Origin of the sequence: Sinorhizobium meliloti, from assembly GCF_017876815.1 — a bacterium.
GTDB classification, from domain to species: domain Bacteria; phylum Pseudomonadota; class Alphaproteobacteria; order Rhizobiales; family Rhizobiaceae; genus Sinorhizobium; species Sinorhizobium meliloti.
In genome coordinates, this window is sequence record NZ_JAGIOS010000003.1 from 1,309,886 (window position 1) to 1,323,753 (window position 13,868).

At 57.2% G+C, this 13,868-nt stretch carries 14 protein-coding genes and 6 pseudogenes; 15 read left to right on the forward strand and 5 right to left on the reverse strand.

Annotated elements, in window-relative coordinates; genetic code table 11:
- Window positions 1–618 precede the first annotated feature (618 nt).
- Complete coding sequence (locus tag JOH52_RS32785) at window positions 619–1,053, reverse strand: helix-turn-helix domain-containing protein (RefSeq protein ID WP_014530949.1); 435 nt, start codon at window positions 1,051–1,053, stop codon at window positions 619–621.
- Between the two features lie 196 nt (window positions 1,054–1,249).
- Between JOH52_RS32785 and JOH52_RS36710 the strand changes: the two are divergent.
- Window positions 1,250–1,435 (forward strand): annotated as a pseudogene (locus JOH52_RS36710) (hypothetical protein); the annotation flags it as partial.
- Here JOH52_RS36710 and JOH52_RS32790 read toward each other — a convergent pair.
- Both JOH52_RS32790 and JOH52_RS32795 read right to left on the reverse strand, forming a co-directional pair.
- Window positions 1,395–1,814, reverse strand: a complete 420-nt coding sequence (locus tag JOH52_RS32790) for a helix-turn-helix domain-containing protein (RefSeq protein WP_014530951.1) — start codon at window positions 1,812–1,814, stop codon at window positions 1,395–1,397. The pseudogene JOH52_RS36710 and the gene JOH52_RS32790 sit on opposite strands and share 41 nt — an antisense overlap.
- A gap of 292 nt (window positions 1,815–2,106) precedes the next feature.
- Entirely contained in the window at window positions 2,107–2,355 is a 249-nt protein-coding gene (locus JOH52_RS32795) for a hypothetical protein (protein ID WP_017275891.1), read from the reverse strand.
- A gap of 342 nt (window positions 2,356–2,697) precedes the next feature.
- On the opposite strand from JOH52_RS32795, the pseudogene JOH52_RS36715 reads away from it, so the two are divergent.
- The 10 genes and pseudogenes from JOH52_RS36715 to JOH52_RS36720 all read left to right on the forward strand — a co-directional run.
- Window positions 2,698–2,881: pseudogene (locus tag JOH52_RS36715) on the forward strand (cytochrome P450); the annotation flags it as partial.
- Between the two features lie 554 nt (window positions 2,882–3,435).
- Window positions 3,436–3,564, forward strand: a pseudogene (locus JOH52_RS32805) (multicopper oxidase domain-containing protein); the annotation flags it as partial.
- Between the two features lie 27 nt (window positions 3,565–3,591).
- Window positions 3,592–3,984: a hypothetical protein gene (locus tag JOH52_RS32810; RefSeq protein WP_014528052.1), complete on the forward strand. Its 393-nt coding sequence runs from the start codon at window positions 3,592–3,594 to the stop codon at window positions 3,982–3,984.
- A gap of 63 nt (window positions 3,985–4,047) precedes the next feature.
- A complete protein-coding gene (locus JOH52_RS32815; RefSeq protein WP_088194135.1) occupies window positions 4,048–5,658 on the forward strand; it encodes a tyrosinase family protein in 1,611 nt (536 codons plus the stop codon).
- Between the two features lie 122 nt (window positions 5,659–5,780).
- Complete coding sequence (locus JOH52_RS32820) at window positions 5,781–6,113, forward strand: hypothetical protein (RefSeq protein WP_014530957.1); 333 nt, start codon at window positions 5,781–5,783, stop codon at window positions 6,111–6,113.
- A gap of 135 nt (window positions 6,114–6,248) precedes the next feature.
- Entirely contained in the window at window positions 6,249–6,857 is a 609-nt protein-coding gene (locus tag JOH52_RS32825) for a Mu transposase domain-containing protein (RefSeq protein ID WP_373865781.1), read from the forward strand.
- A gap of 63 nt (window positions 6,858–6,920) precedes the next feature.
- Window positions 6,921–7,561, forward strand: a pseudogene (locus JOH52_RS32830) (ATP-binding protein).
- Window positions 7,562–7,767: 206 nt separating this feature from the next.
- The gene (locus JOH52_RS32835; protein WP_017266263.1) at window positions 7,768–8,202 is read left to right on the forward strand and encodes a transposase; all 435 of its coding nucleotides are present in this window, start codon (window positions 7,768–7,770) and stop codon (window positions 8,200–8,202) included.
- Between the two features lie 235 nt (window positions 8,203–8,437).
- Window positions 8,438–9,043, forward strand: coding sequence for an IS3 family transposase (locus tag JOH52_RS32840; RefSeq protein WP_014530962.1), 606 nt, complete (start codon window positions 8,438–8,440; stop codon window positions 9,041–9,043).
- Window positions 8,940–9,218, forward strand: a pseudogene (locus JOH52_RS36720) (ATP-binding protein); the annotation flags it as partial. The gene JOH52_RS32840 and the pseudogene JOH52_RS36720, both read left to right, overlap by 104 nt.
- Before the next feature lie 491 nt (window positions 9,219–9,709).
- Here JOH52_RS36720 and JOH52_RS32845 read toward each other — a convergent pair.
- On the reverse strand, window positions 9,710–10,438 hold the full coding sequence (locus JOH52_RS32845) for a hypothetical protein (RefSeq protein WP_017266261.1): 729 nt from the start codon (window positions 10,436–10,438) through the stop codon (window positions 9,710–9,712).
- Window positions 10,439–10,597: 159 nt separating this feature from the next.
- Window positions 10,598–11,374 carry a hypothetical protein gene (locus JOH52_RS32850; protein ID WP_014530965.1) on the reverse strand — a complete coding sequence of 259 codons (777 nt, stop codon included), beginning with the start codon at window positions 11,372–11,374 and terminating at the stop codon, window positions 10,598–10,600.
- Between the two features lie 560 nt (window positions 11,375–11,934).
- Between JOH52_RS32850 and JOH52_RS32855 the strand changes: the two are divergent.
- The 4 genes and pseudogenes from JOH52_RS32855 to JOH52_RS35655 all read left to right on the forward strand — a co-directional run.
- Window positions 11,935–12,310: pseudogene (locus JOH52_RS32855) on the forward strand (transposase); the annotation flags it as partial.
- A 126-nt stretch (window positions 12,311–12,436) separates the two neighbouring features.
- Entirely contained in the window at window positions 12,437–12,670 is a 234-nt protein-coding gene (locus tag JOH52_RS32860; RefSeq protein ID WP_014530968.1) for a Nif11-like leader peptide family natural product precursor, read from the forward strand.
- 309 nt (window positions 12,671–12,979) lie between these two features.
- Window positions 12,980–13,213, forward strand: coding sequence for a Nif11-like leader peptide family natural product precursor (locus JOH52_RS32865; RefSeq protein WP_014530968.1), 234 nt, complete (start codon window positions 12,980–12,982; stop codon window positions 13,211–13,213).
- Between the two features lie 146 nt (window positions 13,214–13,359).
- Window positions 13,360–13,755 carry a Nif11-like leader peptide family natural product precursor gene (locus JOH52_RS35655; protein ID WP_234835937.1) on the forward strand — a complete coding sequence of 132 codons (396 nt, stop codon included), beginning with the start codon at window positions 13,360–13,362 and terminating at the stop codon, window positions 13,753–13,755.
- Window positions 13,756–13,868 lie beyond the last annotated feature (113 nt).

The following is a 13,868-nucleotide window of genomic DNA, read 5'->3' on the forward strand; positions in this document are numbered from 1 at the left end:
CGGGATCGGCTTTCAGGAGCAGGTCTCAAACAAGTCCGAGCTGCTGCGGTAAAGAGCCGTGGTGGTGAGCGTCGGATGAAAAGTTCGGTCGAGATCCGAGCAGGTGCATGTTCGAAAGACGAACGATAGTGAACCCTCCGAAGACGCGCCGTTAAGAATACAAGCGTCGTCGAAACCAGGACTGTTTCGTCATCCTGGGACAAGTCCGCGGGAAACCTGATGACTGGGCGGGCGGCGACCGGCGTAGAGGGGGGCGTGAGTCGGATATAGGCTTTCACGCGGAACTGCAGGAACCAGGCTGCTCCTGATTGCAAAGGGAGAAGCTCAAGCGCGAGCAACCCGCAAGGCGAGAGCGATGCAGGAGACTGGGGCGGACCGCCCCGTATCAGCGTTGAGGGCCCTGTGAATGGGGGCGGAGCAAAGGGGGCCGGGTCAGGTGGTCGTATTGTTTGGAACAACTGGAAACAGGAGATTTCGATAGGTGCGACAGACAAGCCGTTTCGAATTGAGAAGCGGCAGGTGTACGAATCCTACAAAGCGGTCAAAGCCAACCCTGGTGCAGCCGGGGTGGATACTGATGGACTGCTCTTTCTGTCCCCGGAGCGTTCAATACCGCGCCTATGCCGGATCCTGTTTTGCTAGTGCTTTCACTAGGCCGAGGATCCGGTCCCGCACCCTTTTGTCGGTGATCTGGGAGAAGGCGCGAATAAGCGCAAGACCCACATCGCTCGACGCAAACTCTATGATTTCTGGTTGCAGCTTCTTCTGGCCACTGCGGTTGTCGCCGCCGACCGGCGCTGCGCCGGGCATATCTTCGAAGAAATAGGAAACTGGCGCAACCAGCGCGTCTGCAATCTGTTGGAGACGGCTTGCTCCAACGCGGTTGGTTCCTTTCTCGTATTTTTGTACCTGCTGAAACGTCACTCCGATGGCGTCCGCAAGGGCCGTCAGTGTGACCTGCATCCATATCCGGCGCATCCGAATTCGACGGCCGACATGTACATCGACCGGTTCAGGCCTTCCCTTCATTTTATCGGGGTTAGGATTCAGCATTGCACTTCTCCATGTAGTTTCAGCGGTAGCTCTATATCGCGGCTCCGCTAGTGTCTGACTCAGTGCCCCCGCGCTTTGCGCTAAACCGCAATAGCAGATCGCGCGTCAAGTCAGACGCGGAGGAACGGAACCCGGTTAGAGAACCGGACGAGGCCGTTATCATCGCCATACTTGCAGAGGCCGGCCAGAAGCACGAGCCCTCGCTTGGTGCGGCGATCCGACCGCAGTTCTGGCCGAGGGCGAGGCACTCTTCGGATGGCGCTCGGCGGTGCGGGCCTATTCTACGGCCGAGCTGGTGAAGGTGCTCGCCGGCGAGCGAGCGCAGCCCAGCGTCGAAGCGTTCATGGCCGAGCTGCCGGCGTTCCAATGGCCCAACGCCTAAATTGAGGCTTATTCTTCTTGGGTGGCGACCCGGCCAGCAGCAGCGCGATTGCAGCACGCTCTTCTGATGAGGCGATTCCATCAAAATTGGCGGCTAGTTTCAGAGCGGCCCTACTGTGATCCAGGAACGCCAATGTTGCGTCGTCAATTCCGATACCCGCATAAAGACTGTTGAGATCACAACCAATCGTTCTGGCGGTTTCGACGAGCTTTTTCGATGAAATCCGATCCTTGCCGCTCTCGTACTTCCGTACCTGCTGAAACGTGACGCCGATCGCATCGCCCAGTTCCTTCAGCGAGATCCCACTGATCTCCCGAAATCGACAAATGTCGGTTCCCAGCGCCGCGTCGGCGTCCTTGTCCGCTTGGCTTCTCCGCATATGGCTTCAGTCCTTCGTTCACATGCCGGCTCCGATCCGAAGCCTTGATGTGCTCCTATCTCACCTCACTTCAACATTCACCTTAAAAAGGGAATAAACCAGATGGATAGATGGATAAAACCGTGCCTCCCAGCGCGGCGATGCCGCTATGGACAACCATCTTTGTCGCGGAATGCTTCATTTTCAGGAGGCACCGAGGAGGAGCGCGATGCGTCCTCCCGAGCGGGTCAAAACATTAGAATGGACTGCAGCTCTCGCAGCGGTCGTTTTCGTATGCGGCCCTTGTTGCGCGTTACTGTCTTGATGGTTCGATTTTCAAAGTGATGCTGGAGAAGCCTGCTTCGGCTGATCGTCGGCCGGTCAATGTCGGTACGGGCTCAATCGGCCTTGCGGCTAGAGCCTTGAGGTCCTCGGCGAGGCCGGCAAGCTGTGCCGCAAAGTCCAGAAGATTCGAAGCGGCGCACTGTGCCGCGATTTCTGAGAGGTCAGCAACCAGCTCGATTGGGCCCGCGATTTCCGCTTTGCTGTCGTCCAAGTCCAAGCCCTCATTTCCATTGATGTGGGATCAATGGCGAGACCCGTCAAGGGCCGCGGGCCGGTGACGAGCCTCCCGGCCACCTGCGAGGGGGGCAAAGTGACCGACGTCGGTTTAAATTTGAACAGTGCCCGGCCGCCATGCGCCAGTGCGGCTTAACCCGCTAACAAAGCAACCCCTCAAGGACTATCAGGAGAAACGAATGAGCGTCATCATCGCTCAGGACGTGTGAACGAGAGCAACCTCGCGTCCGTGCTAAGCGGCGCTCGATAAATACGGAGACCGGTTCGGAATGGACGTCTCGCACAATATTTCGCCCAGCTCATGCATGAGGGCGGCGACTTTTGCGACCACGCGGTCCTTGCGATGCCGGCGTATCCCGAACAGCGGCACCGGCAGCAGGGAGACGCCGTGGGCGCGTCCGAACGGACCCGCAACAATTCGGGCAAATCCTATCTGTTCCGGGGTCTTCATGGACCCCCATTTTGCCGTCGTAAACCGTTACCGCGTTTACCCAAAGCGACATGAGTAGCGCGGGCGAGGACTGCGTCCCTCTGCTTTTCTGCTTCAGTCAGCATAGCTACAAGGCCGTCGCCTTCAGGGGGCGGAACGGGAGCCGGGGACTTCTCAAGAATTTTCGAAACTTCTGGCTACCGGATTTTGCACCCGAAAGCATTGTAAGCACGGACCCGGCGCAATCAGTGGTTTTACAGGGGTGTGCGAGACACCGCTTTGCGCTATATAGTTTGCGAGGCTGAAAAGTAATGTACCTGTAACCGTCGGATGACGCTCATGGTTCTCATGGGTAGCCTTCTCATTGGTGAGAAGATGGGATCGGACAACTTCCTTCTATAAACATACGGAGATGAAGTGATCTTCAGACCTCAAGCTGAGGCCCCGTGCGTGTATCACTAACGTTATAGACAATGCCCGCTGTCTCGCTCTTGCAGTTTGGGAGGTTTGATTGTTTGTATCTCACAAAATTGCGTTCTTCGGTGTGGCGAGCGTTCATTCGGCCGCCGATGTGCTATCGGCTGTTGCTCAAGAGGCCCGGACTGTGAGTAACCCACCAACCTACATATTGGCTACCAGCGCTACATCGGCGAGTTCGTCTTGCATTGCCACATTCTCGATCATGAGGACCAGGGGATGATGCAGAACGTCAGGATCACCCTGCCGGACGGCCATGGCGGCACCGTTACCGGCCATCACTAGATAGCTGATCGCCTTTTGGGAGGACATATGAGCTTCGTCGGCACTTGGAGTTATCGGAGCCTGATCAACAATCCCGACCTGTCGACCGATTTCAGTGCCCTGGAATTTGGTCAGGGAACGCTGGTGCTAACCGAGTTGGAGCCGGGCAGGGTTGGCGGAACCATCGGCGGGCCGGGCTGGTCGTTAGAATTGACCGGCGCCGTGCAGCCGGGCGACCCGGTCGAACTGCAATTTACCGGAAAAGGCGAGGTGGCCGGAGAGACCTGGATCTACAGTTATCGCGGCTACGTCGTGCCGAACTGGCCGAACGGCGTCGACCAGAGAGATGCCATTGTCGGCAGCGTCGTCCGCGACGTCCCGCATTCGCACGGGACTGCTGCGGCCGGCTACGTCGCCTCTTGGTATGCCGTGCGGCAGTGATGTTCCACCCCTTGCCGTAGCTGCAAGACATTCTGTCTAACACCTGTTCAGGGGATAATCTCGATGACACGCACGCGATTTCTGACGGTTTCACGCCGCTCTTTCGTCAAAGGCGCAACCGCTGCCGCCGGTACAGCCCTTTTCGCACCAAGCATTCTGCGGGCGGCGACCAAGCATAGGCGCAAGAACATGACCAGCGCCGATGGGCAGAAGGACTTGCAAACTTATATGGATGCCGTGACCGCGATGCTGAAGCTTCCGCCTTCGGATCCGCGCAACTGGTACCGCAATGGCTTCATCCACCTGATGGACTGCCCCCATGGCGACTGGTGGTTCACCAGCTGGCACCGCGGCTATCTTGGCTATTTCGAAGAGACTTGCCGCGAACTGAGCGGCAATCCGGATTTCGCCCTCCCATATTGGGACTGGACGGCCAATCCCGAGGTTCTGCCGCCGCTGTTCGGCACGATTCTCGATCCCGTCAACAGCTCCGCCTACATTCCCGACCACAACCGCTTCCAGGACATCATGCAGGAGCCGATCAAGGCCTATTGGGACAGTCTCAGCTCCGCCCAATTGCAGCAGCAGAACCTGCGCGGCTATCCGGATTTTGATGCGCTATGGAGCGACGCAATGGCGAGCTTCGCCAACCAGCCGAACGCCCGCTTCCTGACGGCGCAGAATCCGAAACTCAATCCCGCCACCCAAACCGCAGTCGACATCGACACCATCAAGGCATCGCTGGCGCCAACAACCTTCGCCAACGACGCGGGCGCTCCGGGTCTCGCTTTCAACAGTCCGGTATCGTCCAGCCACCAGGTGGCACCGGTCGGCTTCTCCATTCTTGAAGGCCAGCCGCATAACCGCGTCCATATGAGCGTCGGCGGCCAGAGCGCTCCCTATGGGCTGATGTCACAGAACCTGTCACCGCTCGACCCGATCTTCTTTCTGCATCATTGCAACATCGATCGGCTGTGGGATGTCTGGACCCGCAAGCAGCAGGCGATGGGCCTGCCCGTCGGGCCAACGGCTGACCAACAGACGCAGTACGATCCGGAACCCTATCTCTTTTATGTCGACGCTGACGGTAGCCCGGTCAGCGATAAGACTAGGGCGGCCGACTATCTCGCAATCGGCGCCTTTGACTATGATTATGAGCCCGGCAGCGGCGACGAGGTGATCCCGGTTGCAACCGCCGGCCGCTCGGCCCCCATTCCGGCATTGGAAGCAGCCGTGCCTGCGTCCGCGGCCGTGGCCATAAACAAACCGGCGACTGCCAAGCTCACCGTTTCGCAGGAGCTCGTGGATGTTGCCGCGAAGCCTTCGGAACAGTCGCGTCAATTCGCTAAGGTCAGCATCGCGCCGCCCATGGACGTTGGCGGCCTGAATTTCCTCGTTTTCATTTCCCCCGAGGGAACGACGCCTGATCTCAACCCGGACGGACCGGATTTCGCCGGCAGTTTCGAGTTCTTCGGTGTTCGTCATCATCATACCGACACGGTCAGCTTCACCATACCGATCGACAAGGCGCTCGATAGGCTGATCGACGATGGTAGGCTCAAAGCGGGCGAACCGATCGACTTCAACGTTGTGGTAGCGCAAGCGGGCAAACGTATCGAAGGCAGCATGCCGGCGGAGGCAAGGCTGACCGACATTCAGGTTGGGTCGTTCTGAGCGGCTCTAGGCCCAGGAACCCACGGTTTTGGTCATGCCGTTGGCCGCAAACACGCTCGTGGTGTTTTTGCAATGGCAACGAAGGATAACGGCAGCGCGCCTGCTGCGGGATTTAAGCGGAGATGGCCGATCAACAACGCAAAATTGTGATCAACCTGCCGCGGGCGCCGCGGCCGGACGAGACCGTGGGGCTCAATATCATCACCGGCCCGTTGCCGCTCGGCGCGGAAATCCGCTTTCGAACCGCCGCCGGCCACTTCATCGGTTCTGCCGTTCCATTCGGCAGGACCGATCCTGACAAGCAACTGGTATTCCAGCTATCGCTTTCCGGCCGCGACATCGATGGTTCCCTGCTGGAAATCTTCGCGGACATGCTCGACGCCGGGAGTTCCTTGCCGCGGGCGCCAACCGAACACGAACTTGTCTCGGTGACGGCGTGGATTGTGCAAAAGTGAGGTTCTTCTTGTTACCATTTTGCGTCGACCGCCGATCGGCTGCGCCAGGCGAGGCGCGTTTAATATCCGCATCAGCGCTTTGATCGAGACCTCAACACCCGGACGATGCGCCGATATGGCAAATCGCGGCGTGCTTTGTTCGATGAAGTCGAGCGCGACCAGCTCAAGCCGCTGCCGTCAACGCCGTTTGAGTATGCGGAATGGAAGGTCGCCAAGGTCCCATCCCGATTACCATGTCGAGGTCGACAAGACGTTTCCGTGCCGCACGCTCTCATCGGCAGACGGGTCGATATCAGGCTGACGTATCGGGCAGTCGAGATCTTCTTTGACCACAAGCGTGTCGCCAGCCACATCCGAAGCTCGCAGCGCTCGGGCCACATTACCGTCAACGAACATATGCCCAAGGCTCACCAGCGCTACGCAAACACGACACCCCACACATTGCGCAGGGAAGCAGCAAAGGTCGGAACCAACACGGCGATTTTTATCGAACGTCTGTTATGCGACCGCCGGCATCCTGAGCAAGGCTACCGATCTGCCCAAGGCGTTCTTTCCCTGGCGCGTCGTTACGAATCCGATCGGCTGGAACTGGCTTGCGAGCGAGCGCTGGTCATCAACGCACTGAGCTATTCGTCTGTCGCCAACATTCTCAGATCTGGTCTCGATCAGGCTCCGGCCATGAGCGAGGCTGTGAAGCCGGCGCCGCCGCACGGCAATATCCGCGGCAAAACCTACTACCAATGAAGAGGACATCAGATGCTGACACATCCAACACTGGATCAGATGAATGCGCTTGGTCTTGCCGGGATGGCGACCGCCTATCGCGAGCTTATCGAGCAGGCTCATGGAAACGACCTTAGCTTCGACGAACGGCTGGGGTTGATGCTCGATCGAGAGATCGCCGTAAGAACAGACCGACGGCTGACAAACAGGCTCGCTACAGCAAGGCTTCGTTTTGCCGATGTCTCGATCGAAGACATCGATTTTGGATTCACCGCGGTCTTGACCGCCGGAACGTCCTATCCCTGGCGCAAGGCGCATGGCTGAAGGCAAACGAGAACCTAATCCTGACCGGCCAAACAGGCACTGGAAAGACGTGGATTGCCTGCGCCTTCGCACGACAGGCCGCCCGCCTCGACTACTCGGTGCTCTACGTTCGTATGCCACGACTGTTCGAGGACCCCGCACTTGCCAAGCTCGATGGACGCTTTCCGCGCCTCGTCGATAAGCTGGCGCGCGTTCAGTTGCTGGTGCTCGACGACTGGGGAACCCACACCTTGAACGATCGACAGAGCCTCGATCTACTGGAAATCTTCGAGGAGCGGTATCTCCGGAAATCGACCCTGATAACGGCTCAGCTTCCCGTGGCCGCCTGGCACGAAATGATCGGAGAAGCCACGTTAGCTGACGCGATCTGGACCGTATTGTTCACAACGCTCACCGCATAACGCTCGAAGGCGATAGCATGCGGAAACGAAAAACGCCGACGCTCTTGACCGGCGCCGAAACAACCGAAATCAATCACCCGTAACAGCAATCAGGCAACCGGAAAATCGATCGCATCCGTTGTCCGCGACTTAGCGAAACGCTTGGAATGCACCCCTCAACTGAGACATATTAAGTAGCGGACAGTTTCTCGAATACAGGAACTGAAATGGTTGGAAGAAAGCCGAGATTTAGCAAAGAAGAGAAGCTCTCCATGCTCGTGCCGATGCACAACGGGGAGAACGTCAGCCGTCTGGCCGACGAACTGGGTATTCACCGTCAACGCTTGTATGCTTGGCGTGAGCAGCTACGAACGTGCGGCAATCTAACGCCGGCCCGGCAGGGACGGCCAAAGAAACAGCCCCCGCCCGAGGCACCGCCGGACCCCCAAACCCTGGCGGCGAGCTTTGCAGTATCGGCGGAACAGCGTCGTGCGGATGCATTGGCCAAAGCCCGTCGCCGCATTGTCGAACTTGAACGCAGGATTGGCCAGCAACAGGTTGAACTGGATTTTTTTCAAGAAGCCTTGCGGCATGTCAGGGGCGGTCAACAGCAGAAAGACGCGCCTGGAGGGGCGGCGTCTTCGAAGTCATCCAGAAAATGACAGCCCGCATGCCGCAAGGCTCGACAGGAATCGAACAGACGTGCCGTCTGGCTGGCGTTAGCCGGGCGGGGTACTACCGGTATTGGCAGCGATCAGCGCCGCGTCAGGAAGAAACCGGTCTACGAGATGTCATCCAAAGGCCGGCCTCGGCGAATCGGCATTATGGATATCGCCGGATTGGCGCTCTTCTAGCCGGGAGGGCTGGCAGGCGAACCACAAACGTGTGTTGCGTTTGATGGGAGAGGACAATCTCTTATGTTTGCGCAATCGGCCGTTCGTACCCCGGACCACCGATTCCAAGCATAGCTGGCGCGTCGTCCCAAACCTGGCTCGGGGGATGGAACTGACAGGGATTAACCAGCTTTGGGTCGCAGACATCACCTATCTGCACCTTGCCGAGCAGTTCGCTTATTTGGCGGTTGTGCTCGATGCCTTCAGCCGCAAGGTCATCGGGTGGGCACTGGAACTCCACTTGCGGGCCAGCCTTGCAGTCGACGCCCTGAAAATGGCGATCTCCGCACGCGCTCCAGTCGCGGGCAGTTTAATTCACCACTCGGACAGGGGAGTTCAATACGCTTGCAGCAGCTATTCTGACATCCTCCACGCGCATGGGATCCAGCCGAGTATGAGCCGGGTGGGCAATCCGTATGACAATGCGCGTGCGGAGAGCTTCATGAAAACCTTGAAGCAGGAAGAAGTTGCAGGATTGGCTTATCGCGATGCCTCGGACGCCCGGCGACGTGCTCATTGGACTCGCGGCGCATCAGCCTGTCCTCGCTGTGTACGAAGATGTGCATTGGGCAGATCCGACCTCGCTGGAACTGCTGGATCTTATTGTTGAACGCGTGCAGGGCTCGCCGGTGCTGGTGCTCATCACATTTCGCTCCGAGTTTCTGCCACCCTGGATGGGCCATCCGCATGTTATCGCCTTGACGCTTAGTCGTTTGAGCCGCCGCCAGGGCGCAGATATGGTCGAGAGCCTGACCGTTGGCAGGGCTCTGCCTGCCGAAGTGCTCCTGGCCATAGATGAAGCGATAGATCGTCTCGGTTCAGACGCGGACGGCGCTCACACCATCGGCAAGCAGACGGCCGGCGATCTGCTCCGGCGACCACGCAGACGCAAGCCGCCGGCCGGTTGGAGCTGGTCAGGGTGTTGATGCTCTGTGACTACTCAAACCCGGACCGATTGGATCTTGTAGATCGGCTCGGCCAGTCGGAGGACCGCAATTTCCCAGGTTCTGTCGTGGTCTGCCTTAAACGCGCGTTTGATGAAGCAGTCCACCTCAACCCCCTTCGTTACCGGCGGAGACTCAGAACTGTACGCGCGGTGGAACTTGGCAGAACTGCGGCCCGTCCCTTAGAGAATACGTTGTGAGCGCACGTCACAGATATCGCTCGTCAGTGAGTGACGCGGTTCCCCATGCCCGAAGAATGCCGAGGCGAATCGACAGCAATCCGATTGCGTTATAGGGTGAACGTTAGCGTCCATTACATGTTGGAGTCCTCTTCACTTCATGGGCACATTCGCGACTAGGTATTTCGGACGATTGCCAAGTTTTGCGATAACCGTGTTTCGCACTTTCGAGTAAATGCTCTCGTTCAGTTCCATGGTCACGATTGATGTCGTGATGTTGAAGTCGGCGTCCCACTTCAGAAAACCTGCCACGGCTTTCTCGAATGTGAACTTTAGAAGTGCGATCGATATGTTTGGACTGTCGCCAGAAATGTAGCTCGGCCCGACAATGACGACCCCCTCGTCGCCAGCCAAGGCTGCATTGCTCCATATGTTGATTGCACTGCTTGCGGCGGGTAGCTGTTGAGATGCCACGATGCTGGAGAGGACGAGGTGATCCACATTTTTCGGCATGTACGATGCAATTAGCTCCCCCCAGTTCACCGGTGATGCGGCAACTTCGGTTCTTTGGCTAAAGTTGCCAATTATCCATCCCACAACTGAGAGCGTGCTGAAAAAAGTCTTTTGCCAATCGCCCGTCGCTGCATGCCTGTTGAAATGTTTGTCAGCAGCCAGCTGGGCGAAGAGAAGTGAGTTGCTGATGTCATCGATCATCTGTTTTGCAAGACCATCGTCAAAAGCTAGCAGTGCCCCTTCATTAACCTGTGCTGAAGGCGCTCCTGCCGGCGAGAACTGCGTCGCTTCGGATGTTGAACCAGTCTCAAGCAAGCGCTCCCGCGCAGAAGGATCAGAGAGCGTAATCTCATTGAAATCTACGGACATCACAGGTCTCTTGCTCAGTTTGGGGCGACACACAAGCGCGCTCTCGGCGCAGACTTGGAAGACGCCAGGTGGGACAACAATAGATGTGAACGGGCGGTCGTGGCCATCCCCGCAGCTTCTAAATCGGCGACGGCCACGACGTTGTGTCTGCGTCTGGCGTTAAATGGGAATGTCTGCGACTAACTGCGCGGCGCGATCACCGAGTTTATCGATAACAGCCTGCCGAACCTGCGAATAGACGCTATCGTTGAGCACGAATTTGTTGGCAGCGCGCTGTATGCGGATGCTAGAGGATTCCCATGTCCACCACAAGAACCGGGAATGAGTGGTGGATGCATTGAACTGCATGCCATCAAGCACCATCACGACGTCCCCGTTGGGCAGAGCATCGACCGGAAATATTTGGAAATTCCCGTTGTTGCCGTCATTCGACTTTGCATCCCAAATGGTCATTTGTTTTGAATCGTCGCTGAGACCCTTGAGGCCATTCATCGTCGCCTCTACCATGGCGATCTCGTCTCCGGTTGCAATCGCGGCGAGGATACCCAAGACCGCCTCGTTGAGTTGAACCGTCGAACCTCCAGAGGTATAGGTATCGAAAGCAAAGCCCGGCTGGTTCCAGCCAATTTGACCTAGGACATTAATGTAGTTCTTGTACCAGTCCATGGGCGAGTTATAACGATCATAAGCGCGGTCTGACGCCAGTTGCGCAAAAAGGGTCGAGTTCTGCACGTCACTTTTGTTCTGGCCAGAAAGATTCTGGGTGAACGAAGTCAGACTTCCCGCGTTGACTTGGGCAGTTTGTTTTTTATCTGCCAAAGAGCGGATTGGCGCGGCAGCGTGAGGGAGACCCCGCAGCTTATCCAGCAGCTCCCCAAGATCGTCGTCGCTAGGAAGTTTTGTTACGGATACGAATTTCAAAGCAGCCGAAGTCATTTACCAGTCTCCTATCCTTAGAGTGGCAGGCGTGGAATGATTTATTTCGATGTGCAGCAGATCGCAGACGTGCGTTGAGCCCGTCAGTTCTACCCCTTGAGAGAGTGGACTTTATCGGATTTTGGAAGCCGTTAAAGAACAAGAGCGAGCCCTTAACGTCTACCCACGGGCGAGCCTTGCATTTAAATACACTACCTGGGCGCCGCTTGTTTGGCAACCATAAATAGTACCATTAATACTATGTGGATCACAGATGGTACCCCTAGCTATCTACTGAGTTCAGAGCAGCAACGAAACAGAAGACCTCGATACGACGAGGCTTCGTAAGCGGCAAGGAGACCCCATCTGGCGTAGGGGTTGGCGGTCGGATATCGGTAGCACACGTTGTGAGCCGAAGTGAGCTTCTATGTCTGCGCCTAGTTCTGGAACTAGAACCTTCCATATGATCGAAGCGGTCGCCGAGCGACTTGAGGGGTGATCTGAACCCTTCAAACTGGACCGATTTTGGTTAGAGTTTTCCGGTGATTTTTCCTGGGAAAGGGACGGAAGGCGATGAAGGCATGGCAATTTCGAACGCGCAGAAAGCGTTCATTCTGAAGCAGGGTGATGAAGGGTGACGGTTGCGGAGATCTGCCGCAAGGCGGGGATCAGCCAGGCGACCTACTTCAATTGGAAAAAGAAATATGCCGGTCTGTTGCCGCCGGAGATGGAAGCTGAAGCAGCTCGAGGACGAGAATGCGAGATTGAAGAAGATCGTTGCGGACCTGACGCTGGGCCGCGAGATGCTGCAGGATGTCATTCGGCGAAAGCTTTAAGGCCTGCTCGGAAGCGGGAGGTAGCAAGGGTATGTGCCGCGATTGGACGATCTCGATCCGGCCTGCATGCGGTGCACTCGACTTTGATCGGTCGACCTACCATCACACCTCCCGTCGTGCCGTGATCCAAGCGACTAAGTAGGATCCCTTAGTGGTTCACGCGAATTTCTTTAAGTCCGCAAAAATGGCACTTTGCGCGCACATCAGATCCGCCGAGGATTTGATGCCAACTGATGGAGAAAGTCTAATGGGTTCCATTGATGATTTTCGCAGCAAGCTGGCTACCGACAGCGCCTTTGCAGCGGCAGTGAAGGCCTGCTCCACCCCGGATGCGATCGTGAATGCTGCCAAGGACGCCGGTATCGACCTCAGCCACAATGATCTGGCCAAGGCGATCGCGGCGGGAAGCCCGAATCTGACGGATGAAGATCTGGAGTCGGTATCCTCCGGCACCATCATGGCCGCAGCGCTGGTCAAGTAATCAGTGTGACGGTTCGGCCAGGTGCGTGCGCCAAGCCGCACCTGGCCTCTCCAGATGAACACGCTTGCTCTAATATCTTGGAGCCCGAGCCCTCCTGCTCCTGAACGAGCTTGTCGGCACTTCAAGCGCATGTCGAGAACATGATTTTGACGAAGCCGTTCAGCGGTCCCCGACCTGCTCGGCGTGATCGAAGCGCCTAAGTGGTATCCCTTAGTGGTTCACCCGAATTTCTTTAAGTCCGCAAAAGTGGCACTTTGCGCTCACATCAGATCCGCCGAGGATTTGATGCCAACTGATGGAGAAAGTCTAATGGGTTCCATTGATGATTTTCGCAGCAAGCTGGCTACCGACAGCGCCTTTGCAGCGGCGGTGAAAGCCTGCTCCACCCCGGATGCGATCGTGAATGCTGCCAAGGACGCCGGTATCGACCTCAGCCACAACGATCTGGCCAAGGCGATCGCGGCAGGAAGCCCGAATCTGACGGATGAAGATCTGGAGTCGGTATCCTCCGGCACCATCATGGCCGCAGCGCTGGTCAAGTAATCAGTGTGACGGTTCGGCCAGGTGCGTGCGCCAAGCCGCACCTGGCCTCTCCAGATGAACACGCTTGCTCTAATATCTTGGAGCCCGAGCCCTCCTGCTCGTGAACGAGCTTGTCGGCACTTCAAGCGCATGTCGAGAACATGATTTTGACGAAGCCGTTCAGTGGTCCCGACCTGCTCGGCGTGATCGAAGCGCCTAAGTGGTATCCCTTAGTGGTTCACCCGAATTTCTTTAAGTCCGCAAAAATGGCACTTTGCGCTCACATCAGATCCGCCGAGGATTTGATGCCAACTGATGGAGAAAGTCTAATGGGTTCCATTGATGATTTTCGCAGCAAGCTGGCTACCGACAGCGCCTTTGCAGCGGCGGTGAAAGCCTGCTCCACCCCGGATGCGATCGTGAATGCTGCCAAGGACGCCGGTATCGACCTCAGCCACAACGATCTGGCCAAGGCGATCGCGGCAGGAAGCCCGAATCTGACGGATGAAGATCTGGAGTCGGTATCCTCCGGCACCATCATGGCCGCAGCGCTGGTCAAGTAATCAGTGTGACGGTTCGGCCAGGTGCGTGCGCCAAGCCGCACCTGGCCTCTCCAGATGAAGGGGCACCGACGTGACCACTCCCGCCATCGGCACTAGAAATCGCAGGCAAGAAT

Excerpts from the sequence above, each read along its gene's own strand:
- JOH52_RS32865 (WP_014530968.1), top strand. The coding sequence starts at position 12,980 with ATGGGTTCCATTGATGATTTTCGCAGCAAGCTGGCTACCGACAGCGCC.
- JOH52_RS32790 (WP_014530951.1), bottom strand. The coding sequence starts at position 1,814 with ATGCGGAGAAGCCAAGCGGACAAGGACGCCGACGCGGCGCTGGGAACC.
- JOH52_RS32815 (WP_088194135.1), top strand. The coding sequence starts at position 4,048 with ATGACACGCACGCGATTTCTGACGGTTTCACGCCGCTCTTTCGTCAAA.
- JOH52_RS32860 (WP_014530968.1), top strand. The coding sequence starts at position 12,437 with ATGGGTTCCATTGATGATTTTCGCAGCAAGCTGGCTACCGACAGCGCC.
- JOH52_RS32845 (WP_017266261.1), bottom strand. The coding sequence starts at position 10,438 with ATGTCCGTAGATTTCAATGAGATTACGCTCTCTGATCCTTCTGCGCGG.
- JOH52_RS32820 (WP_014530957.1), top strand. The coding sequence starts at position 5,781 with ATGGCCGATCAACAACGCAAAATTGTGATCAACCTGCCGCGGGCGCCG.
- JOH52_RS32835 (WP_017266263.1), top strand. The coding sequence starts at position 7,768 with ATGGTTGGAAGAAAGCCGAGATTTAGCAAAGAAGAGAAGCTCTCCATG.
- JOH52_RS32785 (WP_014530949.1), bottom strand. The coding sequence starts at position 1,053 with ATGCTGAATCCTAACCCCGATAAAATGAAGGGAAGGCCTGAACCGGTC.
- JOH52_RS32810 (WP_014528052.1), top strand. The coding sequence starts at position 3,592 with ATGAGCTTCGTCGGCACTTGGAGTTATCGGAGCCTGATCAACAATCCC.
- JOH52_RS32840 (WP_014530962.1), top strand. The coding sequence starts at position 8,438 with ATGGGAGAGGACAATCTCTTATGTTTGCGCAATCGGCCGTTCGTACCC.
- JOH52_RS32850 (WP_014530965.1), bottom strand. The coding sequence starts at position 11,374 with ATGACTTCGGCTGCTTTGAAATTCGTATCCGTAACAAAACTTCCTAGC.